Source organism: Polynucleobacter sp. MWH-UH35A (genome assembly GCF_018687075.1).
GTDB lineage: Bacteria > Pseudomonadota > Gammaproteobacteria > Burkholderiales > Burkholderiaceae > Polynucleobacter.
The window spans coordinates 1,848,863-1,869,969 of the sequence record NZ_CP061285.1; the positions used below are offsets into that span (position 1 = coordinate 1,848,863).

The window sequence follows — 21,107 nt, forward strand, 5'->3', positions numbered from 1 at the left end:
CCATTAAGACAGCAATCGCTCCAAAGCTTTTGCTTGCTCTTCAGGCTCATATGCCCTCAAAACTCTAGGTACACGAGCTCGTAACAAACCCACATTGGCTTTAAGAATCTCGCGCTTTACCAGCAGCAATTGGCTGAAATGCATCGAGAAGTCAGTTAAACCCAAAGCAAGCAATAATTTTGTTAAGGCGGGATCACCAGCCATCTCGCCACATACAGCTACCGGTACATTTGCACGTTTTGCCTGCTCGATGATGTTAGATAGCAAGCTTAAGATCGCTGGGTGCAAAGGATCATATAAGTGTGCCACCGCATGATCCGCCCGATCAATTGCTAGCGTGTACTGAATTAAGTCATTGGTGCCAATGGAAAGAAAATCAAATCGATTGATAAACAACGGCAGCACTAAAGCAGCCGCCGGAATTTCAATCATGGCGCCCACTTGAATATTGGGATTAAATGCTTTGCCGCGCTGATGTAATTGCTGCTTTGCCTTTTCGATCAACCTAAATGTTTCGTCAATTTCTTTAGCATGCGCCAACATCGGGATCATAATGCGTGCCTGACCATGTGCTGATGCGCGTAAGATTGCTCTGAGCTGCGTTAAAAAGATTTCAGGCTCTGTTAAAGACCAGCGGATCGCTCGTAAGCCCAAGGGGGATGTGCCAGTTTGAGAAACATCTCCACCACCACCCAAGGCTTTATCAGCGCCGACGTCAATCGTTCTGATATTGACAGGTAAGCCATGCATTAAATCAACTACCCGACGATATTCTTGATACTGTTGCTCTTCATCCGGCAAGGCCTGTTTGCGATCCATAAATAAGAATTCGGAACGAAATAGACCAACACCCACAGCACCCAATTTCACAGCTTGAATTGCATCTTCTGGCAACTCAATATTGGCAAACAATTCAATCTCAACGCGATCCGCAGTCTCCGTTTTTGCATGCTTTAACTGTTGAAGCTTACGCGCCTCTTTTAAAACTTGGGTTTGCAGTTTGCGATATTCGGCGAGAAGCTGCTCATCAGGGGCAACTACAACGACTCCTCGTTCTCCATCTAATACCAACCAATCACCATGCCGAATCATTTCACTGGCGTGGCGTACGCCAACTACCGCAGGTATCTCCATGCTGCGAGCCACAATGGCAGTATGCGAGGTCTTACCCCCAAGATCCGTCACAAAACCAGTAAAAGCATGCTCTTTAAAACGCAACATGTCATGTGGTGCAATATCGTGGGCAACGATGATTGACTCCACTCCGATATCACTCGTTGGCAAAAAATCAGAGTCGTTTAAAGGATCTTTTTTCTGCGCATTTAAAGCTTTGATGACACGCTCAGCAACCTGCCGAATATCATTGGCGCGCTCTTTTAAATAGGCATCCTCAATGTCTACAAATTGCTCTAACAAATCATTGAGCTCTGTAGTTAAGGCCCAGGCTGCATTTAAGCGCTGCGTACGAATTAACTTCATCGGCTTTTCAGCTAGAGCAGGATCTGCCAAGATCATCCCGTGCACATCTAAGAATGCCGCCATCTCTTGTGGCGCATCTTTTGGCAGTCCTTGGCGTAATTGATCCAACTCTAAACGCACCTGATCAAATGCATCTAATAACCTTTGAGCCTCTGCTTCTTCTTTACCAGCCTCAATTAAGTAGTGACCGACCTCCAATGCAGCACGAGAAATCAGTACCGCCTTGCCAATGGCAATGCCTTTTGATACTGGGATTCCGTGCAATGCAAACGTCATAGTATTTATTCGCCTTCGCCAAAGCGATCATTAATTAATGCTGTGATGGCCTGCATGGCTTCATCTTCTTTTTCGCCTACAGTCTCAAGCGTCACGGTGCTGCCTATACCAGCAGCCAACATCATCACACCCATAATGCTCTTAGCATTAATTTGACGCCCATTTCGTGACAACAATATTTCACAGGGAAACTGTGCAGCTAATTGCGATAGCTTCGCCGATGCGCGAGCATGCAAGCCTAATTTATTAATGATTTCAATTTCTGCTGAAGGCATTCTGTGCGGACCCTTATTTATTCTTGATTGACTTTGCTGCCCAAGCGCAAGATGCCATGCTGCCCACCAATTAGCGCTTTTTGCGCTAACTCTTCCAGCCCCTCACCGCGATGAGATATACAGCGCATCAACATCGGAAGATTGAGTCCCGCCAAAACAATGACGGGGGCATTTAATCCCGATAATGGGCCTAAGGCCTCCAACTTTGAAGCCACATTGGCAGGGGTGGCGCCCATGACATCTGTCAAAATCAGCACCCCATTACCAGTATTTACGCCATAAGCCGCCTTCATAACGCGATCAAAACTTGCTTTGGTATCTTCGTGGGGCGGGATATCCACAGCCCTCACGCGCTCGGGCAGCACGCCATATGTATGTTCAGCAAACCCCAGCATTGCGCTAGCAACCGGTGTATGGGCAACGATGACAATTCCAGCCATATTTAAGCCAATGCCTTCTCTAGTGCTGCCAACCAAAATTGCGGAACATTGCAGTCCGTTTGATTGGTGATTTCAACAAAACAAGTGGGGCTAGTCACATTAATTTCTGTAAGGTGGCCACCAATTAAATCTAATCCCACCAAGAATAATCCACGCTGATGTAAGAGTGGGGCTAATTTTTCAGCAACCTTTTTTTCTGCCCCAGTTAAAGGCATCGCTACCCCTTTACCCCCAGCTGCTAAATTGCCCCGAATTTCACTTCCTTGAGGAATGCGTGCCAATGCATATGGCACCACCTCTCCACCAATTAAAAGCACGCGTTTATCGCCCTGAGCAATCTCAGGCAAGAAACGTTGGACCATTAGCGTTCTTGCACCATTCTCACCCAGCGTTTCTACGATGCTAGCAAGATTGAGGCCATCTGGTCCCACTCTAAATACACCCATACCACCCATGCCATCCAGAGGCTTAATAACAATATCGCCATGGATCTGATGGAACTGCTCTACCGCAGCCAATTCACGCGTTACCAAGGTAGGCGGAATAAGCTCTGGGAATTCGGTAATGGACAACTTTTCTGAGTGATCTCGCACCGAGCTGGGATCGTTAAACACTTTGGCGCCCTGGCGCACTGCGGCTGATAGCAACCAGGTTGTATTAAGGTATTCAATATCGAATGGAGGGTCAGTACGCATCAAAACGGCAGAAAAAGTCTTCAGCGCTCGAGACTCCACTTCACCCAGCTCATACCAATTGGTGGAACTGGGTTTGATCAATAACGACTGGCAATCGGCTACTACATGATCATCTCGCCACAATATATTTTTACTTTGACAAAACCACAAGCGATGCCCCGCTTCTTGGGCTACACGCATCATTGCCAACGTAGAATCTTTTTGAATCTTGAATGACTCAAGCGGGTCTGCAATAAAAAGAAAGTTCATTTTTTCTATTGAGAGATTAACGTTTCATTTAAGCAACTTCAGCGTTGGGATCGGTGCGCTCAAGCTCTAATGATGATGCCAGCAGAGCCAAGCGAGCAACCACACCATACAGATAGAAGCGATTAGGAGCCGCACTACCAGGCTTAGCCCCCAGGTCAGGCATAGAGTTTTGCTCAAAGGCCAGCGGTACGAAATGCATACCTGGTGCATTGAGGTTCTCGTCAGGGCCTCGATCAGTGTGCACACGGTAGAAGCCACCAATGACATAACGATCAATCATATATACCACTGGCTCTGCTACAGCCTCATTTACCTTTTCAAAGGTGTAGACGCCTTCCTGTATGAGCACATCACTCACCTCAAGACCTTCTTTGACGACACTCATCTTGTTGCGGTCTTTACGATTCAAACCTTTTAGCTGTGAAGGATCATTCACAACCATCACACCCATGCCATAGGTGCCTGCATCGGCCTTTACAACAACATATGGCTTTTCTTTAATGCCATACTCGCGATATTTTTTAGCAGTCTTCTTCAAGACTTGCTCTACTGCAGCCTGTAACTCATCTTCACCTTTGCGCTCATGAAAATTAATATTCGAGCAACTCGTGAAGTAAGGATTAATCATCCATGGATCGATATCTACTACCTTAGCAAATTTCTTTGCAACTTCTTCATAAGCGGCAAAGTGATTTGATTTACGACGGACATGCCAGCCAGCGTGTAAGCCAGGGAGTAAGTACTGCTCATAGATATTTTCTAGAATCGGCGGGATGCCTGCAGACAAGTCGTTATTCAATAAGATCGAGCAAGGATCAAAATCTTTTAAGCCTAAACGTTGTTTCTTGAGACCTAGTCGAGAGAGTGGCTCCATCAACAAACGATTGCCATCAGGCAACTCAATCCACGTTGGCTTTTTTATCTCTTCAGAAAATGTACCTAGTCGCACATTTAAACCTGCTTGACGCAAAATGGAAGACAGGCGTGCAATGTTTTGTAAATAAAAAGTATTGCGGGTATGTTTCTCAGGAATCAATAGTAAATTTTTTGCTTCCGGACAAATTTTCTCAATTGCTGCCATAGCAGCCTGCACAGCAAGCGGCAACATCTGAGGTGAAAGGTTATTAAACCCGCCAGGAAACAGATTGGTATCAACCGGGGCCAACTTAAAGCCAGAATTACGCAAATCGACCGAACAGTAAAAAGGTGGGGTGTGCTCTTGCCACTCCAATCTGAACCAACGCTCAATGGTTGGGGTCGCTTCTAGAACCTTTGACTCTAATTCGAGCAAAGGACCGCTTAGGGCTGTAATGAGATGTGGAACCATTCCACCATTGTAAGATTATTAAAAGAAAGACGCGGGATCCTAGGATCCCGCGCTTAAAACTAGGCAGCCAACCAGAGCCGCCCAGTGAGGGGTAAATCTACTGATTAAGACTCGTATGCAGTCTCACCGTGTGAGCTGATATCCAAGCCTTCGCGCTCTTCTTCTTCCTTCACACGCAAACCAATCACGATATCGACTAGTTTGTAGGCAATAAAGGCCACAACACCAGACCAAATCAATGTAGTTGCAACGGCTTGGAACTGAATCCAAACTTGAGAGGCAATTGAGTAGTCTGGAGTAACGGCATTTGCCACGTAATCCCATACACCTGTACCACCCAATGCTGGATCAGCAAATACACCGGTCAACAGCGCACCAGAGATACCGCCTACGCCATGAACACCGAACACATCCAAGCTGTCATCAGCACCAAGAATTTTCTTGAGTCCAGTAACGCCCCAGTAGCAAACAATACCTGCGATCAAGCCAATAATTAGGGCGCCAACCACTCCAACAAAACCAGCTGCTGGAGTAACTGCAACCAAACCTGCCACCGCACCAGATGCTGCACCAAGGATTGATGGCTTTTTCTTGAAAATCCATTCAACTACTGTCCAAGTCACTACAGCTGCAGCCGTTGCGAGCAATGTATTAACGAAAGCCAACGCTGCACCGCCACTTGCTTCTAGCGCTGAACCTGCATTAAAGCCAAACCAACCTACCCACAATAGTGATGCACCAACCCATGTGAATGTAAGGTTGTGTGGCTTCATTGCTTCTTTACCGTAGCCAATACGCTTGCCAACTACATAGGAGCCTACGAGACCAGCAATAGCGGCATTGATGTGAACCACTGTACCGCCAGCAAAATCCAACGCGCCTTTTTGGAACAACCATCCAGAAGCTGCAACAGCTTTTTCTGCGGCCGCTGCATCTGTAAACGCATCAGGACCAGGCCAGAACCAAACCATATGAGCAATTGGCAAATAGCTGAATGTGAACCAAATGATCGCAAACAACAGCACGGCAGAAAACTTCACACGCTCTGTGAATGCGCCAATGATCAACGCAACTGTGATTGCTGCAAAAGCACCCTGAAACGCTGCAAATCCAAACTCAGGAATTACTACACCCTTACTAAATGTTGCAGCAGCAGTATCCGGCGTAATGCCCGCTAAGAACAATCTATCAAACCCGCCAAAAAATGCCCCGCCCTCCGTAAATGCGATGCTATAGCCATAAATTGACCATAAAACGATTATTAGAGAGAAGATGACCAAGGTTTGTGCAAGTACAGAAAGAATATTCTTGCTGCGTACTAAACCACCATAGAACAAACCTAAGGCTGGAATAGTCATCATGATTACTAATGCAGTACAAATCAACAACCAAGCTGTATCCGCTTTATTGCACTTTTCAGAGCAAAGAATTGGAGCAGGCTCAGCCGCAGCAGGAGTTGCTGCAGGAGCTGTGACTGCAGGCTTTTTAGCATCATCGGCAGCATGCGCTGGCGAAGTCACCATTACACCAGTAGCGCCAATAGCCAAGGCCATAGCACCACCAGCAACGAGTCGTTTCATCCAAGTTAACATTTTGAACCTCTCTTTAAAGTGCTGACGCACCGGTTTCACCGGTACGAATACGAATGACGTGCTCAACTGGTGAGACAAAAATCTTACCATCACCAATCTTGCCTGTACGTGCAGATTTTTCAATTGCTTCAATCGCACGCTCCAAGATGCCATCTTCAACAGCAGCTTCAATTTTTACTTTAGGCAGAAAGTCGACAACATACTCAGCACCACGATACAACTCGGTGTGACCTTTTTGACGACCAAAGCCTTTAACTTCAGTGACGGTAATGCCCGAAACTCCCACTTCCGAGAGAGCTTCGCGCACTTCGTCAAGCTTGAAGGGCTTGATGATTGCGGTAATTAATTTCATGTGTTTCTCCGTTCAGAGTGGAAATTAGAAAGTTTTAGTCAAAGAAATCAGACCAGTATTGCCACCTTGCGTTCTGCCACCTGGAACTGAATAGGCATAAACACCAGCATAAGAGCCACTACCTTGCTTAACGTTAGTGCCAACATATGCTGCTGAGGCAGATAAGCCACCGCCGAAATCTTTAGTTAAACCTAACTTCCAGTCGGCGTAGCTAAGTGATGCTTGACCTGCGCTGTAATACTGACCAGCAATCTTTTGGAAACCAGCATGTGCATTTACTGTGATGCCATAAAAACCAGTATCGTAGTTTGCAGTTAAATCGGTATAGTTGGATCCAGTACTGTTGTTAGTTCCAAAAGTATTACTCAATGAGTAGGAGAATTTGAGGAAACCTGTAACGGGTCCGAACGTAGCATTCTGAGCTACATATAGTTCAGTTGTATTAGGGTTTACATATCCACTAGCAGTGCTAATGCCGTTTGTTGGATAGTAGTACTGCAAGATACCGAAATCAGAAGCAAAGCCTTCAGCAATTAAATCTTTCTTAAAGCCGCCGTAAAAATCCATCTCAATTGGTGCGCTTTTAGCAATAGCACTATCTGATACCCAGCTAATCGATGAGTTCCAGTTACCAATATATAAACCGCTCTCATGAGCGTAGTCAAAGCCACCTTGAATAGCTGGCTTGTAGTTAGATTGTGTCAAGCCACGGTAGATGTAGTTGTTTGTTACGGTAACGTTTGCTGTAACTGGGCTTACCTCTGGTGCCGCTGGCTCATCCGCAGCAAAGGCCGCTGAAGATGCAAGACCTGTTAACAAAGCTACTGCTGCTGCAGAGATTGCTGTCTTGTGAATGGTTTTCATAAACTACTCCTTACTGGTTGTAATAAAAAATGGGTTGAATGCTTAATGCATGGGGTGATATTGAATTGCTCGGCCTCTCAGCCTTTGTCACAAATCCCCCCAATAAGGCAAATGCACTTTTTTGGTGCTTAATATTGCACCTAATAGGTGAATTTAGGGCATTTTTTGGGTTTTAACCCCTTTTTGGGCATTTTTACCCATACAACTTAAAATACGAATGTGTATCTTTTCTGCAACTCTCAATAGAACTGCGAATCCCCATCATGCAAAAACCTGGCGAAATCCTCGAGCAAATCCAACGTATCGCTAACGATATGCAGAATAAAGTTGGTGATGCAATCCGCAATTCGCCAGCTCAAGAAATTGAGAAAAATGTTCGCGCTATGATGAACCAAGGATTTCAGAAAATGGATTTGGTAACACGTGAAGAGTTTGAACTTCAAACCAAAGTACTTACGAAGACACGTGAAAAATTAGAAGCACTTGAAGCTAAAGTTGCTGCACTTGAAAAACAGTAATAGCTAGTTAATTGCTGTTATCACAGCAAATTCAATGTTTTGATTCTTTAGATTTACTCTGGAGAGAAATCACTAAAGAAGTTTTCATACTCTTCTTTAGAGAAAAAAGTTTTTGCATTTTCTTTCGCTGCATTCGTATGCAGCACTGAGATCTGATAAATCCAATGATCGCCATTTGGCGCAACTCGATTAATCCAACGAATACGCATGAGTTGCTGTGATTTGTTGTTTGATTTCAAATCAATAAAATAATCTTTGGTTGGTAAGCGTTGCTTATCTGTCGTTTTATAAAACGTATCCTCAATAGTGACATCGCCACCAGATGCTTTTGCCCTATCAATTAAATTTGCCTGGAGCTGATATAGGAGCTTACTAAGTGATGCACTTTGATTGGCCGGCAACTGAATGGTGCTAACTGAATAAATATCGTCATCAATTTTTACCGCTTCAAGAACTTGTAAAAACTCTTGATCAAGATAGGGGATACGTCGATCTAATTTATCCGGCTTACCGGGGAATAAAGCGGTGTATCGCTCTTGTGGAGACTGAACAGTACGCCAATCTAACTTGGGGCTGCATGCATTGAGAAAAGCTAAAGCCACCAATAAAGTAGCGGCTTTTGAAAGCCCTCTAAACAACCCCTGCTCCATGTGCTTGTTGATCTGCGTGATAGCTTGAACGCACCATAGCTCCCACAGCCGCATGGGAGAAACCGATTTCATAGGCTTTTTCCTCAAACATCTTAAAGACATCAGGATGCACATAACGAGTAACAGGCAGATGATGTCCTGAAGGTGCAAGGTACTGACCAATAGTAAGCATGTCGATATTGTGATCACGCATATCACGCATCACTTCTAAAATTTCTTCATCAGTCTCACCAAGACCAACCATCAAACCACTTTTAGTCGGGACATGCGGAAAGCGCTCTTTAAAGTCTTTCAAAAGCTTTAGAGAATGCACGTAGTCGGCACCAGGTCTAGCCTGTTTATACAAACGAGGGACTGTCTCGAGGTTGTGGTTCATTACATCAGGCAAACCACTCGGAGCATGCTCAGCAAAAATATCCAACGCTTTATCAAGTCGACCACGGAAGTCCGGCACCAATACCTCAATGCGTGTATTGGGCGAAAGGGCACGTGATTGAGAAATGCACTCTACATAGTGCATTGCGCCACCATCACGCAGATCATCGCGATCCACGCTAGTGATAACGACATAGTTCAATTTAAGTGCCGCAATAGTACGAGCAAGATTTGCGGGCTCTTTTATATCTAGCGGATCTGGTCTACCGTGACCTACATCGCAAAATGGACAACGACGGGTGCACTTGTCACCCATGATCATGAATGTGGCAGTGCCCTTACCAAAACACTCACCGATATTCGGGCAGCTTGCTTCTTCGCAAACAGTCACCAACTCGTTCTCACGCAAAATCTTTTTGATTTCAGAAAAGCGAGAATTATTCGAAGCGGCCTTAACTCGAATCCAATCCGGTTTTTTGAGAACCTCTTCCAGCGGAACAATCTTGATCGGAATGCGTGCGGTCTTCTCGCTCGATTTTTGCTTGCGAGATGCGTCGTAATTGAGATCTTGGCGCACCTCAATAGCTGGGTTGGTTTCAGGCTTATTCGTTGTCATGATGGCATCAGTTGCTTTTGCAGGTGCTGCAAAAGCCTTTGGCTAATAGTGCCTATATTGTCCTTGATCCCAAGGGTTTTCATATCAACCGTCTTTAAACCCTCATAACCGCAAGGGTGGATACGCTTAAAAGCTTCTAAGTCAGTGGCCACATTGAGCGCTAAGCCGTGATAAGAACAGCTTTTAGAGACCTTGAGGCCCAAAGCAGCCACTTTAGCGCCAACCCACTCTGGGGGTACTCCAGCCTGTTCAGAGATATAAATTCCTGGGGCGCCCGGATGTCTTTCAGCCTCAATTGCAAAATCCGCAAGCGTATCGATCAGCGCTTGTTCGATTCGAGAAACCAATTCTTTAACAAATATTCCAAGACGCCTGAGATCAAGCAATAGGTAAACCACAATTTGACCAGGTCCGTGATACGTAATCTCACCGCCTCGATCAACCTGAACAAGTGGAATTTGATTGCTAGGTGAATGCAGATTCCCTGCATCTCCAGCAAGACCTAAAGTAAAAACGGGGGGGTGCTCTAAAATCCAAATCTCGTCAGGCGTTTCGGCAGTTCGTTCTTTAGTAAAACGTTGCATCGCTTCATACGTCGATGCGTAATCAGCTAAACCAAGTTGTTTTACTAAAACTGACATGAATTACTACAGCACCACGCTAACCAATGGATGAGTGGATAGTGTTCTATACAACTCATCCAACTGTTCACGACTAGTGGCCGTGATTGGTAAAGTTATCCCTAAATAATTTCCATCCTTAGAGGGGCGTTGCTCAACTTTGCTCTCATCGAATGTTGGATCAAATTGTTTTGCAATATGCACTATCGCAGGTAGATATTCTGGATTTGCTTTACCCATGACCTTAATAGGAAATAGTGATGGGTACTCAATAAGTGATTTTTCTTCGGCCATAGGGTCTTTCTAGTATTTCTTATTGACGATGGTCTGGCATGCCTAACCAAGCGCCAGTGATGATGTTGCGAATGCAGTGCAATCGACGATGAAAAAAATGATCGGCGCCAGGAACCACTTGAACAGTTAATTCTTGCGGGCGCGCCCAATCTAAAACATCGATCAACGGAATAGTTTCATCCAATTCGCCATGAATCAAAATCGTATCCGTTGGAACTTGAGCTAAGGTCCATTTGCCGGCAGCGCTACCCACCATCACAAGGCGCTCAGCCGGTCTACCGAGATCCGCAAGCCTCTGTACTAAATGACTGCCAACAAAACTTCCAAAAGAGAATCCTGAAACTACTAAGGGCAAAGTATTTGAGCTCGCCACCCAAGATTGATTTGTGGTTGCTTCAAATTCGCTCCAGCTTGAGGGGGTTCGCATCCAGTCGGTCACATGCAGCAAATCATCCAACTCACCTACGCCGTCATCATGAACACCTTCGGTCCCACCCACGCCCCGGAAATTAGGACGAACACTCACGTAACCTAACTGATTAAAAGCGCGCGCCATAGTTTGAGCTACCTTATTGTCCATGGTTCCACCCATCAATGGATGAGGATGCGCAACAAGAGCTAAACCACGCACTGCGAATGTAGGGTCATTTTTTAATTCGTCTGGAAGATCAATAGACATTTCCATCGACCCAACAATGCCTTGTATATGAATTACTTTTGTACGACTATTCATAAAAAACTTTCAAATCTCTTTCAACTTTTAAGTGACTAGGTCAATTGCAAGCGCTCAACTGGGCGCCCCTCAATTAAGTGTGATTGAATAATTTCTTCAACGTCATCCACATCCACTAAGGTGTACCAAATACCATCTGGGTAGACCACCATTACAGGTCCATCAGCACAGCGATCTAAGCATCCTGCTTTATTTACCCGAATTTTTCCAGGGCCCGAGAGACCAAGCTCTTTCACTCTTTTTTTGGCGTAGTCAAATAAAGCAAAGGCATTGTGCTGATCGCAGCACTCCTCGCCATTGCTGCGTTGATTTAAACAAAAGAAGAGGTGGTGTGAAAAACTCATAAAAAATTATATTCATCAATGCTTTGGTTTGGGGTCTGTGACACTGCGAATCATCCAAATAAGTGCCAGAGGTAACCATACTACTGAAACCCACTGCATTAGTTCATTAAAGTGCAACAGACGCCCTTGATACCAGTGCCGTAGTGTCATTATGAAATAGGGATTGTCCGGCAAAACATTGACTGCGATTGTGGTGCCGAGCAAACAAATCAAAGCCAACCAAAACTTCGTCATTTGCTTTAGCCTCAAGGCCCATCTTAATAGGATGCTGCCCAGTACCATACCCCAAAGAGCACCGGCAGTAAGCCAAATTAAACTGAACTCAGCGCCAAATTGAAGGGCAGTGAACAAGTTTTTAATTAACACTGTCAGACCAAGTAAGCCATTCAGAATGCGCCACTGCGGAGCTTTAGTCCGCAACCCTAGTGAAAGCAGCAATGCAACGCCAAGCCAACATAATGTGGTGATGACTGTTTCTTGAATAACATGATTGATTACCAAAGTGCCCCAGTCTACTGAGCCAAAGATGGCGTGCCCCCAAACCCCCGTCCCCAGCCAAGAGCTTTGTGGATAAATTTGTGACCATGGAAATAAAAGAAATAAGGCGCACGCTGCCCAATTCAGACCAAACCATTGATCAAAACGCCTGCGAATTGCACTTCCAGACAGCCATTGAGGCCCAAGAGGAATGGCTAACAAGCCTCCCAATAGCCCACCCAAAATATTGGCCCACCAATCCATCTGACTAGGTATTCGGGTGGGGAGCCAAGACTGCAAAGTCTCCACACTCAGCGCCAAGGTTGCACTTAAGACCAAGGCAATTCCAAGTGCCACATAGTTGCGCCAACGGGGATAGGCCGCAAACATCACCAAAAACCCAAATGGGATATATGCCAAGATATTGGCCAATACATCAAATAGCGTAATAAAACGGGGTAATGGGGCATTCACCCAAGCCCATGCAGCGATGCCATTCTTAAAATCGAAGTCAAAGGGGTTCAGACTGACATATAAGATCAATAGCGCATAGCTTAGGCTCATAGCCCTTGCCAATGGCATAGCCTGAAGAGGCCATACCAACTTTCGAGGTCGCTGATCTTTTTGATCCATCCCACAATTCTAGGTCAGACCTTTCTACAATGGCGGAATGACTGCAAATTGCATCCTTGAACGCGTTAGCGAGACCAAATCCACCAACGACGATCTATTGATACGCTGGCGTGCGGGCGAGCTTATCGACCCTGTGGCACGAATTGCACACAAACAAACTGCTGGCAAAGGAAGGGCTGGTCGAACTTGGTTAGCGAATCCAGAGGATTCCCTTTGCTTTTCTCTAGCATTTCCATTTAAGCGACGCCCTGCTGAACTCAGTGGATTAAGCTTGTTGGTTGGCTTAGCGGTGATTGCTGGAATTTCGCAGGCTTGCGATCTGAGTGAGGCAGCACTTCATGCTGCTGGGCTACACCTGAAATGGCCCAACGACTTACTCCTCAACAACAATAAGCTCGGCGGCATTCTCATTGAAGGTGGCCAAGCCAAAGCAGATGATCCAACTTGGATGATCATTGGGGTTGGTATTAATTTACGCAATCCAGAAGCAATTGAAGCAAATCTAGACGCTGGAGTGAAGGCAAGCTCGCTCTCACAGATTACTAAGACACTTCCTGATGTTGAATACCTTTGGCTTAAATTAATTGCTTCGCTAGAAAACCATCTCACAGAATTTGATCTGCATGGATTTAAGTCATGCAAGGACTCATGGATGAAGTGGGATGCCTATCAAAATAAGCCTGTATGTATTTCTGGCACTGGCAAAGATCCTATTTATGGGATCGCAAAAGGTGTTGATGAAACAGGGGCATTACTATTGCAGCAAGATAACAAAACCATTGCTATCCATGCGGGCGATGTTTCATTACGGATTCAATCATGAGCCTCTATTTATTTTTTGATGTTGGTAATACGCGTCTTAAATGGGCTGCTGTAGAGCCGACCCAAAATCCGAGTGATCAACAAAAGAAATTGTGGGCTTACTCTGGATCAATTAGCAGCAAATCTTTACAGTCTGCAGAGCATCGAGCTGAGTTAGCAGACTATATTGCCAAAACGCTCCCAAAGCCTGCAGCTATTGGGTTCTGCTGTGTTGCGGGTCAAGAAGCCATTGCCAATCTCAAATCACTTTTTCCTCAATGGAATGATGTTGAGTGGAAGCAACTAAAAGGCGATAGCGCTTACGCAGGAATGCGGAGTCTTTACAAAGACGTCAGCAAACTTGGTGCCGACCGCTGGTCCGCCCTGATAGGTGCGCGCGCCCTTTCAAATAAAAACACTTTAATTGTGAATGCCGGTACCGCTACTACCATTGATCTGCTGGGCGCTAATGGCGTGCATTACGGGGGCTGGATTTTGCCTGGCCTAGGGCTAATGCAAGAAAGTTTGCAAAGTAAAACAGCGCAGCTACCTTTAGCGGTTCGCGAAGAAGCCCAACAAGAATTTGGAATCACAACGAATGAGGCAATTATTGGTGGATGTGATGCAGCGCAGATTGGCGCAATTCAATTTGCTTTGCTACAAGCCAAAGAAATGAATTTACCTATTGAAAAAATTTGGCTGGATGGTGGCAATGCCAAAATCCTGACAAAAGAAATTGCTCGATCCAATCTACCACTCAAGCAAACGCTCGAGGTAACGGAAGGCTTAGTACTGCGTGGTATTTGGGCTTGGTTGCTACAGCAAGTTTAAGAGCGAATCTTGCCCAATAAACTGGTAGTGGAGCGCTCATACAAGAAAGGTATTGCAACAGCTTTACCGCCCCAACTTTTCACCAAATGCGTTTCGGCTAAGGTATCGATTTCATAATCCCCGCCCTTAACATAAATATCAGGACGAATTTTTTCGATTAAGTTGACTGGTGTTTGTTCGGCAAACAATATGGCCATATCTACACTTTCGAGTGCGGCCAACAAAGCCTGACGATCGGCCTCAGAATTAATAGGCCTGTCATCGCCTTTGCCCAGCATCTTGACTGAAGCATCCGAATTCACGCCCACTACCAAACTTGCACCCAAGGCACGCGCTTGTGCCAAATAGCTGGCATGTCCACGGTGCAGGATATCGAAGACTCCATTAGTAAACACTAATGGCCGAGGAAGGTTTGCTAGGCGCTCAGTAAGCTGCTCTGGTGGGCAGACTTTAGCCTCAAAAGATGGGGGTGGTAAATGACTCATGACTCAATATTAATGGCAATCTTGCAAGGCCAGCGTTATTACCCAGAATGTCTTAGACTTGGTCTCTATCAAGTGAATTTAAAGGCGCAATATGCACCGCAATCTAATACATTGGCTCTTTGGCTTATTAACCCTCCTGTCTGGACTACAGATTGCCAATGCTGCAACCAACTGCAGCCCACTGCTCTCTCATACCTTTCCTCGCCTCCAGGACGAGGCGCCGCAAAATCTTTGCCAATACCAAGGCAAAGTCATTCTGGTTGTAAACACAGCTAGCTTTTGTGGCTTTACAAGTCAATACGAAGGTCTTGAGAAGCTCTATGCCAAATACAAAGATCAGGGCTTTGTAGTTCTGGGCTTTCCCTCCAATGACTTCGGACAACAAGAACCAGGCACTAATAAAGAAATTGCTGATTTCTGTAAAAACACTTATGACGTGAAATTTCCAATGTTCGCAAAGAGCGCTGTATCCGGAAACAATCCAAATCCTTTTTTTAAGATGTTGATTGCCAAGACCGGCACAACGCCAAAATGGAATTTCTATAAATATCTTATAGATCGCAATGGGAATGTCGTTGATTCATTCGGAAGCATGACAAAGCCTAGTAGTAGCAGCATTACCGGCCCTATAGAAAAGCTTTTAGGAGAAAAGGCGCAGTGAGTAAAAAACGAATTGCCATTATTGGAGCAGGGATTTCTGGATTAGGTTGTGCTTACGCTTTGAGACAACACCCAGATTTTGAAATTACATTATTTGAGGGCGGTGATCATATTGGTGGCCATAGCAACACCGTAGACTTTACTTACAAGATTGATGGGAAAGAAACCACCCACGGTGTAGATACTGGCTTCCTAGTATTCAATCGCAAAACCTATCCGCGTCTTGTTCGACTATTCGAAGAAATTCAGGCGCCAGTAGCCCCCTCGGAGATGTCTTTTTCTGTATCTATTGATACATCCGCAAAATCAATGCTCCATAAAAAAATTGAGTGGGCGGGTAACGACATTAATTCTTTCTTTGGCCAACGCGCCAATCTGCTCTCGGCATCATTTTGGAGAATGGCTTACGATATTTTGCGCTTTAACCGCTTAGCTACAAAGCTAGCACAGCAACAAATTGAGTCAGGTCATTTGTACAAAGAGCCTGATGAGAAGATTGCAGATTTTTTAGAACGCCATCGCTTTAGTCAAAGCTTCAAGGAGAATTATTTTCTGCCAATGATTGGTGCTATTTGGTCATGCTCAGTGGAGCAAATGCTGGAGTTTCCCATCCAAACGATGGTGCGCTTCTGCCACAACCACGGTCTTTTACAAATCCAAAACCGCCCACAATGGCTAACCATCAAGGGTGGCTCACGAGAGTATGTAAAGCGCATTGTTGCCGCCCTAGTAAAACATCAAATCATGATTAAACGTGAAAGCGTCCTGCGTGTGAACGCAAATCAAGGTGGTGATGGGGTTGAAGTAATCAGTCAGACAGGTTCGGCGCATTTTGATGAGGTAGTTATGGCGTGTCACAGCGACCAGACGCTTGATTTACTGCACGGTATTGATCAACAAGCCAGAAATATCCTTGCAGCGGTTCCCTATCAAAAGAATCGGGCAATTTTGCATACCGATATCCGCTTCTTGCCTGAAGCAAAGCGCTGTTGGGCAGCATGGAACTACACCGCAAAATCTGGCGACAAACCCAATGCGAAGCAACATGTCAGCGTCAATTACTTAATCAATCGCTTACAACCTCTTCCGGATCAACTGCAAGATACGCAAATTATTGTGAGCTTAAATCCCTCAGAAGAGCCGAACCCAACGCTGGTTCATCAAGAGATTCACTATTCACACCCTGTCTTTGATATGAGCGCAATACAAGCGCAAAAAGAACTTCCCTTAATCCAGGGCGCTTCATCAGTTTGGTATTGTGGTGCTTGGACAGGCTTTGGATTTCATGAGGATGGCTTGCGCTCTGGAGAATTAGTTGCTGAAGCCCTAATTGAAAGTGTTCGCCAACCCACACAAACCAAAGAAGACGTCTAATAAATAGTGCAAGCAAACATTAACTTTGGAGTAGTAAAACACCAGCGTGTGCGGCCGGCTAAAAATGCTTTTGGCTATGGTGTATTTACCGTCTCTATTCCTATGCGTGCGCGCAGCGCTAATCCCATGCTCCTCGATCAAAATGGACTGAGTGATAACCGCTGGGGCCTTTGCGCATTCTTTGACAAAGACCATGGCCTAGGAGAATCCAATTGCCTTGCATGGATAGAAAAGATTCTTGCTGCGAATGGCGTACAAAATATTGATGGTGAAATTTGGCTGCAAACTTTTCCAAGAGTACTGGGCTATGTCTTTAATCCGGTAAGCTTTTGGATTTGTACTCGAGCTAACGGCAAAGTACAAGCAGTGCTTGCTGAAGTAAATAACACTTTTGGTGAACGTCACTGTTACTTGCTGCACAAAGATTCTGGTGAAGAGCTTTACTCAGGTGAAACGCTTACTAGCAAAAAAGTATTTCACGTTTCACCCTTTTGCGAAGTACGAGGGGAATATCACTTCCGCTTCTTATTTCCCAAAGACAGTAGTAGCGGCAAAAATACCGTCTGCCGTATTGAGTTACATGAAGATGGCCTTCCACTCATTAATACCAGCATCAGTGGCACCAGTCGAGCACTCACTCGAACCAATATCATCAAGGCGCTTTTACGCTACCCATTAATGAGTTTAGGCGTTATCTTTCGCATTCATTGGCAAGCATTGAAATTATGGGTAAAAGGTGTACCCTTTCATTCAAAACCCAAACCCCCAGAACTTGAAGTTAGCAGATGAATCGCCCTGGACAACCCCTACTCTCTAGATTAAATTTCTCTCGCCCCGAAGGGCGAGTGAGCACCTCACCTCAACATCAAATTAGCACCAAAACACTCCTAACACTCTTGAGGCAACTGAACAACGGCTACCTAAAGCTGACTCTGCCAAACGGCGAACAGCGAGAGTTTGGTAATCACAGTGATGCTTTACACGCAGAAATACATATTTTGGAGTGGTCAGCATTCAAGGAGATCATGTCGCATGGCGATATTGGTTTTGCCGAGAGTTATATTCAAGGCAAATGGAATACACCCGATCTCAAAGCGCTACTTGAACTTGCGATTCGTAATCGAACCATTCTAGATAAAGCAATTTATGGCAATTGGTATAGCTCCATTTTTTATCGCCTAAAACATTGGCTAAGAGACAACAGCAAGGCTGGCAGTCGCAAAAATATTCATGCGCACTATGACTTAGGTAATGCTTTTTATGCGCTTTGGCTTGACCCCACCATGAGTTACTCTAGCGCCTGGTTTTCAGAAGGTGCCAAGCAAAACTTAGCAGACGCACAAAGAGCAAAGATCGTTCGCATTCTTGACTCCCTACAAACAAAGACGGGTGATCATATTTTGGAAATTGGCTGCGGCTGGGGTGGAGTTATGGAAGAGGCTCTTCGCAACAATAGATCAATTACCGGCCTGACTTTGTCTACCGAACAAAAGGCATTTGCGGAAAAACGTTTAGCTGCAATACAAAGACAAATTCCCAATTCCCCTAAATTTGAAGTCCGTCTTCAAGACTATCGCGATTGCCAAGAGAAGTTTGATGGCATCGCTTCAGTTGAAATGTTCGAAGCGGTTGGTGAAAAGCATTGGCCTGAATACTTCAAAACAATCGCCCAATGCCTCAAGGCTGGCGGCAAGGCCTGCGTTCAAACCATTGTTATTGCGGAAGATCTTTTTGATCGCTATCGTCGTAATACCGATTTTATTCAGCAATACGTCTTTCCTGGTGGTATGCTGCCTTCTCGATCAAGCTTTAAAGCTAGTGCCGCTAAAGCCGGTCTACAAATTGAAGATGAGTTTAATTTTGGGCAAGACTACGCCAAAACACTATGCCTTTGGCGTGATTCCTTTAATCAAAAACTTCAAGAAGTCCGTCAATTAGGCTTTGATGAGGCTTTCATTCGACTCTGGAATTTCTATCTCATGTATTGCGCTGCAGGCTTTACTGAACGCAACATCGATGTGGTGCAATTCACTCTGAGTCACCAACCCTCACGAGCATCTTCTGATGCAATCAGCGTATGAAACAATCTGGAATTGCAGACTTCTCCGGCAAAAGAGTCTGGGTCATTGGGGCCTCTAGCGGCATCGGAGAGGCATGTGCCAAAGCACTATTACTTAAAGGCTCGAAGGTAGCACTTTCCAGTCGAAGAGTAGAGCGACTAAATCAAATAGCGATTGCTAGCGGAGTTAACCAAACACTTGTCATTCCATTAGATGTCACAAATGATTCGCAATTGCAAGATGGCTACAAAAGCATCATGAGCGCCTGGGGTGGAATTGATCTACTGCTTTTTGTATCTGGTGTATACACACCGCTTAGAGCAGATAATTTCGATATCAAGATTGCAGAAAAAACGATAGATGCGAATCTTTTAGGGCCCATGAGAGCAGTTTCATTGGTGTTGCCAGAAATGCTCAAGGCCCACGCAGGGCATATTGCCATTGTTGGCAGCGTTGCTGGTTATAGCGGCCTGCCTAAGGCTTTGGCCTATGGCCCAAGCAAAGCCGCCATCATCAATTTTTGTGAAAATCTGTTTTACGACTTACTGCCAACTGGAGTCAGCGTGCACATGATCTCGCCTGGCTTTGTAACTACAGAAGCTACCGCACAGAATGATTTTGAAATGCCAGCTCTTATCAGCGCAGAGGTAGCAGCAAATGAGATATTAGTGGGTATTCAGAAAGGGGAATTTGATATTCACTTTCCCAAGCGTTTCTCTAGATTCTTAAAGTTTCTCAGAATCTTGCCCTACCCAATCTACTTTTGGATTGTGCGCCGTTTCGTCAAAATCTAATGAATGATGAAGGGTGCAGTGGTGTAGCGGTACTGTATTTACTACACCACTTCTTTTGAATTTACTGCTTGTACTTATCTTTGCGGATTTTCTCTTCTAGATAATCCATTACCGTAATAGCTTTAGCTTTGGAGCCCGCGATCGACGGTGATGTGACATATTTACCCTGCATCACAATAGTGGGAACCCCATCAATTCGATAAGCTTCGGTCAACTGTTTTGCTGCACGCGCTTTTGATACCACCGCAAATGAGCGATAGGTTGCTAAGAAAGTGTTCCGATCAATACCCTGAGATGCTACCCAGTCGGCGATCTCTGACTCCGTCAAGAGGCGCTTGTTTTCCTTGTGCATCGCATACATTACTTTTTCGTTTAGAGCATCAGCCTTACCCATGGATTCAAGCGCATAGTACATTTGACTATGCGGCAAGAAGTCATCACGAAAGGCTACTGGAACTCTTCTGAAGACTACATCTTTAGGCTGGCGCTTTACCCAGGCACTGAGTTCAGGCTCAAAGTCGTAGCAATGTGGACACCCGTACCAAAAGAATTCAATAACTTCTACCTTACCTTTGGTTTCTACTGGCTGCGCAATTGGCAAAATGCGGTAATCAAAGCCCTCTTCAATTTTTTGAGCTTGCGCACCCACTAAACCACTTAAAGAGAAAAGTGCAAATAAGGTAATGAGTCTTTTGCTAGCTGAAATCATGATTTATTGGATTTAATTAAAGTTGGTTTAATGCCCATGCCACTCAATTTATCGCGTACTGAGTTGCTCTCATCAACACTGTTATACGGACCTACACGCACGCGCCAAAGGGTGTTGCCATCACTAGTTACCTCACTTAACTGCGCCTGAATTCCTTGAATCGCTAGGTTAGCCTTTTGTGCGTCAGCATCGGCACGCTTGGTAAACGCACCCACTTGTAAGAAATAAATAGAATCGGATTTGGCTGCAGGAGATACGTCCGCTGGTTTGTCTGCTGCTTTCTTACCATTCACCAAATCGCCAATCGGATCTGCCGCAGCAGGGCTAGGTGATTTACCCTGCAGCGGTTTATTAAGGTCAACTGGTTCCGCAGGAGCCGCAGTGTCACCCTCAGCAGGCGCTGCAGAAGGCTTAATAGTCAGAGGGAGATTTGGGGCACGCACGCCAGGTCTTTCCTGGGGCGTATTTTTAGACAGATAAAAAGCGATGACAAACGCAATGCCGAGACCAGCGCCCAGACCCAATATAAAGCCGAGGATGGTGCCGCCGTATTGAGAATTTTGTTGATTCGGTGTTTTCATCAT

General features: G+C 45.2%; 26 protein-coding genes. 8 read left to right on the forward strand and 18 right to left on the reverse strand.

From position 1 onward, the window contains the following. Positions 1–3: 3 nt before the first annotated feature. From ptsP to ICV36_RS09635, 8 genes are all read right to left on the reverse strand, one after another. The gene (gene ptsP / locus ICV36_RS09600) at positions 4–1,755 is read right to left on the reverse strand and encodes a phosphoenolpyruvate--protein phosphotransferase (protein WP_215400455.1); all 1,752 of its coding nucleotides are present in this window, start codon (positions 1,753–1,755) and stop codon (positions 4–6) included. A gap of 5 nt (positions 1,756–1,760) precedes the next feature. Continuing rightward, positions 1,761–2,030, reverse strand: coding sequence for an HPr family phosphocarrier protein (locus ICV36_RS09605; RefSeq protein WP_215400456.1), 270 nt, complete (start codon positions 2,028–2,030; stop codon positions 1,761–1,763). 17 nt (positions 2,031–2,047) lie between these two features. Continuing rightward, complete coding sequence (locus ICV36_RS09610; protein WP_215400457.1) at positions 2,048–2,470, reverse strand: PTS sugar transporter subunit IIA; 423 nt, start codon at positions 2,468–2,470, stop codon at positions 2,048–2,050. A gap of 2 nt (positions 2,471–2,472) precedes the next feature. Then, entirely contained in the window at positions 2,473–3,414 is a 942-nt protein-coding gene (gshB, locus tag ICV36_RS09615) for a glutathione synthase (protein WP_215400458.1), read from the reverse strand. A gap of 28 nt (positions 3,415–3,442) precedes the next feature. Then, positions 3,443–4,741, reverse strand: coding sequence for a glutamate--cysteine ligase (gene gshA / locus ICV36_RS09620; protein WP_215400459.1), 1,299 nt, complete (start codon positions 4,739–4,741; stop codon positions 3,443–3,445). A 104-nt stretch (positions 4,742–4,845) separates the two neighbouring features. Continuing rightward, a complete protein-coding gene (amt, locus tag ICV36_RS09625) occupies positions 4,846–6,333 on the reverse strand; it encodes an ammonium transporter (protein WP_215400460.1) in 1,488 nt (495 codons plus the stop codon). A gap of 13 nt (positions 6,334–6,346) precedes the next feature. Then, positions 6,347–6,685: a P-II family nitrogen regulator gene (locus tag ICV36_RS09630; RefSeq protein ID WP_011903792.1), complete on the reverse strand. Its 339-nt coding sequence runs from the start codon at positions 6,683–6,685 to the stop codon at positions 6,347–6,349. Between the two features lie 24 nt (positions 6,686–6,709). Next, positions 6,710–7,549 (reverse strand): TorF family putative porin, encoded by an 840-nt coding sequence (locus ICV36_RS09635; protein ID WP_215400461.1) that lies wholly within the window; start codon positions 7,547–7,549, stop codon positions 6,710–6,712. 263 nt (positions 7,550–7,812) lie between these two features. On the opposite strand from ICV36_RS09635, the gene ICV36_RS09640 reads away from it, so the two are divergent. After that, positions 7,813–8,067, forward strand: a complete 255-nt coding sequence (locus tag ICV36_RS09640; protein ID WP_215400462.1) for an accessory factor UbiK family protein — start codon at positions 7,813–7,815, stop codon at positions 8,065–8,067. Between the two features lie 53 nt (positions 8,068–8,120). On the opposite strand, the gene ICV36_RS09645 is transcribed toward ICV36_RS09640, so the two are convergent. Genes ICV36_RS09645 through ICV36_RS09675 form a run of 7 tightly spaced genes read right to left on the reverse strand, consistent with a single transcriptional unit; the run spans position 8,121 to position 12,809 of the window. After that, the gene (locus tag ICV36_RS09645) at positions 8,121–8,705 is read right to left on the reverse strand and encodes a hypothetical protein (protein WP_251375009.1); all 585 of its coding nucleotides are present in this window, start codon (positions 8,703–8,705) and stop codon (positions 8,121–8,123) included. Then, positions 8,698–9,708: a lipoyl synthase gene (lipA, locus tag ICV36_RS09650; protein ID WP_215400464.1), complete on the reverse strand. Its 1,011-nt coding sequence runs from the start codon at positions 9,706–9,708 to the stop codon at positions 8,698–8,700. The genes ICV36_RS09645 and lipA overlap by 8 nt, the downstream gene beginning before the upstream one ends. After that, entirely contained in the window at positions 9,705–10,349 is a 645-nt protein-coding gene (gene lipB / locus ICV36_RS09655) for a lipoyl(octanoyl) transferase LipB (RefSeq protein ID WP_215400465.1), read from the reverse strand. Before lipB ends, lipA begins: the two co-directional genes overlap by 4 nt. 6 nt (positions 10,350–10,355) lie before the next feature. Beyond that, on the reverse strand, positions 10,356–10,622 hold the full coding sequence (locus ICV36_RS09660; RefSeq protein ID WP_072582654.1) for a DUF493 family protein: 267 nt from the start codon (positions 10,620–10,622) through the stop codon (positions 10,356–10,358). Positions 10,623–10,641: 19 nt separating this feature from the next. Further along, positions 10,642–11,355, reverse strand: a complete 714-nt coding sequence (locus tag ICV36_RS09665) for an alpha/beta hydrolase (RefSeq protein ID WP_215400466.1) — start codon at positions 11,353–11,355, stop codon at positions 10,642–10,644. A gap of 35 nt (positions 11,356–11,390) precedes the next feature. Beyond that, positions 11,391–11,699, reverse strand: coding sequence for a ferredoxin (locus ICV36_RS09670; RefSeq protein ID WP_215400467.1), 309 nt, complete (start codon positions 11,697–11,699; stop codon positions 11,391–11,393). Between the two features lie 15 nt (positions 11,700–11,714). Beyond that, the gene (locus tag ICV36_RS09675) at positions 11,715–12,809 is read right to left on the reverse strand and encodes a VanZ family protein (RefSeq protein WP_215400468.1); all 1,095 of its coding nucleotides are present in this window, start codon (positions 12,807–12,809) and stop codon (positions 11,715–11,717) included. Between the two features lie 37 nt (positions 12,810–12,846). Here ICV36_RS09675 and ICV36_RS09680 point away from each other — a divergent pair, with 37 nt between their 5' ends. Both ICV36_RS09680 and ICV36_RS09685 read left to right on the forward strand, forming a co-directional pair. Further along, the gene (locus ICV36_RS09680) at positions 12,847–13,632 is read left to right on the forward strand and encodes a biotin--[acetyl-CoA-carboxylase] ligase (RefSeq protein ID WP_215400469.1); all 786 of its coding nucleotides are present in this window, start codon (positions 12,847–12,849) and stop codon (positions 13,630–13,632) included. Beyond that, positions 13,629–14,441 (forward strand): type III pantothenate kinase, encoded by an 813-nt coding sequence (locus ICV36_RS09685; RefSeq protein WP_215400470.1) that lies wholly within the window; start codon positions 13,629–13,631, stop codon positions 14,439–14,441. The genes ICV36_RS09680 and ICV36_RS09685 overlap by 4 nt, the downstream gene beginning before the upstream one ends. On the opposite strand, the gene rfaE2 is transcribed toward ICV36_RS09685, so the two are convergent. Next, the gene (gene rfaE2, locus ICV36_RS09690) at positions 14,438–14,926 is read right to left on the reverse strand and encodes a D-glycero-beta-D-manno-heptose 1-phosphate adenylyltransferase (protein ID WP_215400471.1); all 489 of its coding nucleotides are present in this window, start codon (positions 14,924–14,926) and stop codon (positions 14,438–14,440) included. The genes ICV36_RS09685 and rfaE2 overlap by 4 nt on opposite strands. A gap of 91 nt (positions 14,927–15,017) precedes the next feature. Here rfaE2 and ICV36_RS09695 point away from each other — a divergent pair, with 91 nt between their 5' ends. The 5 genes from ICV36_RS09695 to ICV36_RS09715 are packed head-to-tail and all read left to right on the forward strand — an operon-like array spanning position 15,018 to position 19,814. Then, positions 15,018–15,587 (forward strand): glutathione peroxidase, encoded by a 570-nt coding sequence (locus tag ICV36_RS09695; protein ID WP_215400472.1) that lies wholly within the window; start codon positions 15,018–15,020, stop codon positions 15,585–15,587. Beyond that, complete coding sequence (locus ICV36_RS09700) at positions 15,584–16,960, forward strand: NAD(P)/FAD-dependent oxidoreductase (protein WP_215400473.1); 1,377 nt, start codon at positions 15,584–15,586, stop codon at positions 16,958–16,960. The genes ICV36_RS09695 and ICV36_RS09700 overlap by 4 nt, the downstream gene beginning before the upstream one ends. A 3-nt stretch (positions 16,961–16,963) precedes the next feature. Next, positions 16,964–17,749, forward strand: a complete 786-nt coding sequence (locus ICV36_RS09705; protein ID WP_215401631.1) for a DUF1365 domain-containing protein — start codon at positions 16,964–16,966, stop codon at positions 17,747–17,749. Then, positions 17,746–19,041, forward strand: a complete 1,296-nt coding sequence (locus ICV36_RS09710) for a cyclopropane-fatty-acyl-phospholipid synthase family protein (RefSeq protein ID WP_215400474.1) — start codon at positions 17,746–17,748, stop codon at positions 19,039–19,041. The genes ICV36_RS09705 and ICV36_RS09710 overlap by 4 nt, the downstream gene beginning before the upstream one ends. Then, positions 19,038–19,814, forward strand: a complete 777-nt coding sequence (locus tag ICV36_RS09715) for an SDR family oxidoreductase (RefSeq protein ID WP_215400475.1) — start codon at positions 19,038–19,040, stop codon at positions 19,812–19,814. The genes ICV36_RS09710 and ICV36_RS09715 overlap by 4 nt, the downstream gene beginning before the upstream one ends. A 61-nt stretch (positions 19,815–19,875) precedes the next feature. Here the strand turns inward: ICV36_RS09715 and ICV36_RS09720 are convergent, their stop codons facing one another. Both ICV36_RS09720 and ICV36_RS09725 read right to left on the reverse strand, forming a co-directional pair. After that, on the reverse strand, positions 19,876–20,523 hold the full coding sequence (locus ICV36_RS09720) for a thiol:disulfide interchange protein DsbA/DsbL (RefSeq protein ID WP_215400476.1): 648 nt from the start codon (positions 20,521–20,523) through the stop codon (positions 19,876–19,878). Continuing rightward, complete coding sequence (locus tag ICV36_RS09725; RefSeq protein ID WP_215400477.1) at positions 20,520–21,107, reverse strand: SPOR domain-containing protein; 588 nt, start codon at positions 21,105–21,107, stop codon at positions 20,520–20,522. Before ICV36_RS09725 ends, ICV36_RS09720 begins: the two co-directional genes overlap by 4 nt.

Coding starts and splice junctions, on each gene's coding strand:
- ptsP (WP_215400455.1), bottom strand. CDS start 1,755: ATGACGTTTGCATTGCACGGAATCCCAGTATCAAAAGGCATTGCCATT.
- ICV36_RS09605 (WP_215400456.1), bottom strand. CDS start 2,030: ATGCCTTCAGCAGAAATTGAAATCATTAATAAATTAGGCTTGCATGCT.
- ICV36_RS09610 (WP_215400457.1), bottom strand. CDS start 2,470: ATGGCTGGAATTGTCATCGTTGCCCATACACCGGTTGCTAGCGCAATG.
- gshB (WP_215400458.1), bottom strand. CDS start 3,414: ATGAACTTTCTTTTTATTGCAGACCCGCTTGAGTCATTCAAGATTCAA.
- gshA (WP_215400459.1), bottom strand. CDS start 4,741: ATGGTTCCACATCTCATTACAGCCCTAAGCGGTCCTTTGCTCGAATTA.
- amt (WP_215400460.1), bottom strand. CDS start 6,333: ATGTTAACTTGGATGAAACGACTCGTTGCTGGTGGTGCTATGGCCTTG.
- ICV36_RS09630 (WP_011903792.1), bottom strand. CDS start 6,685: ATGAAATTAATTACCGCAATCATCAAGCCCTTCAAGCTTGACGAAGTG.
- ICV36_RS09635 (WP_215400461.1), bottom strand. CDS start 7,549: ATGAAAACCATTCACAAGACAGCAATCTCTGCAGCAGCAGTAGCTTTG.
- ICV36_RS09640 (WP_215400462.1), top strand. CDS start 7,813: ATGCAAAAACCTGGCGAAATCCTCGAGCAAATCCAACGTATCGCTAAC.
- lipA (WP_215400464.1), bottom strand. CDS start 9,708: ATGACAACGAATAAGCCTGAAACCAACCCAGCTATTGAGGTGCGCCAA.
- lipB (WP_215400465.1), bottom strand. CDS start 10,349: ATGTCAGTTTTAGTAAAACAACTTGGTTTAGCTGATTACGCATCGACG.
- ICV36_RS09660 (WP_072582654.1), bottom strand. CDS start 10,622: ATGGCCGAAGAAAAATCACTTATTGAGTACCCATCACTATTTCCTATT.
- ICV36_RS09665 (WP_215400466.1), bottom strand. CDS start 11,355: ATGAATAGTCGTACAAAAGTAATTCATATACAAGGCATTGTTGGGTCG.
- ICV36_RS09670 (WP_215400467.1), bottom strand. CDS start 11,699: ATGAGTTTTTCACACCACCTCTTCTTTTGTTTAAATCAACGCAGCAAT.
- ICV36_RS09675 (WP_215400468.1), bottom strand. CDS start 12,809: ATGGATCAAAAAGATCAGCGACCTCGAAAGTTGGTATGGCCTCTTCAG.
- ICV36_RS09680 (WP_215400469.1), top strand. CDS start 12,847: ATGACTGCAAATTGCATCCTTGAACGCGTTAGCGAGACCAAATCCACC.
- ICV36_RS09685 (WP_215400470.1), top strand. CDS start 13,629: ATGAGCCTCTATTTATTTTTTGATGTTGGTAATACGCGTCTTAAATGG.
- rfaE2 (WP_215400471.1), bottom strand. CDS start 14,926: ATGAGTCATTTACCACCCCCATCTTTTGAGGCTAAAGTCTGCCCACCA.
- ICV36_RS09695 (WP_215400472.1), top strand. CDS start 15,018: ATGCACCGCAATCTAATACATTGGCTCTTTGGCTTATTAACCCTCCTG.
- ICV36_RS09710 (WP_215400474.1), top strand. CDS start 17,746: ATGAATCGCCCTGGACAACCCCTACTCTCTAGATTAAATTTCTCTCGC.
- ICV36_RS09715 (WP_215400475.1), top strand. CDS start 19,038: ATGAAACAATCTGGAATTGCAGACTTCTCCGGCAAAAGAGTCTGGGTC.
- ICV36_RS09720 (WP_215400476.1), bottom strand. CDS start 20,523: ATGATTTCAGCTAGCAAAAGACTCATTACCTTATTTGCACTTTTCTCT.
- ICV36_RS09725 (WP_215400477.1), bottom strand. CDS start 21,107: ATGATGAAAACACCGAATCAACAAAATTCTCAATACGGCGGCACCATC.